The following is a 386-nucleotide window of genomic DNA, read 5'->3' on the forward strand; positions in this document are numbered from 1 at the left end:
ACAACCCCGGGCAGCTACACCGTGACCGGCACGAACGGCACCGCCACCGGTACCGCGACCCTCACCGTCACCGCCGGCGCCCTGCACCACCTGGTGCTCGCCCCCGCYACAGGGACGATCGTGGCCGGTGGCACYCGGGCGTTCACAGCGGAGGGCTTCGACTCCTTCGGCAACTCTTTGGGCGATGTCACCGCCGYCACCGAGTTCACCGGTCCCRCCGGYATCACCTGCGAGGACGCCGYCTGCACGACAACAACCCCGGGCAGCTACACCGTGACCGGCACGAACGGCACCGCCACCGGTACCGCGACCCTCACCGTCACCGCCGGCGCCCTGCACCACCTGGTGCTCGCCCCCGCYACAGGGACGATCGTGGCCGGTGGCAC

The 386-nt window shown here is 71.8% G+C and carries 1 protein-coding gene; it reads left to right on the forward strand.

Annotation, left to right across the window (positions count from 1 at the left end; genetic code table 11):
• The coding region (locus AB4Y80_RS16955; protein WP_442215504.1) for a hypothetical protein at positions 1-386 on the forward strand (386 nt) is incomplete at both ends.

It is taken from the genome of Specibacter sp. RAF43 (assembly GCF_052114065.1).
GTDB lineage: Bacteria > Actinomycetota > Actinomycetes > Actinomycetales > Micrococcaceae > Specibacter.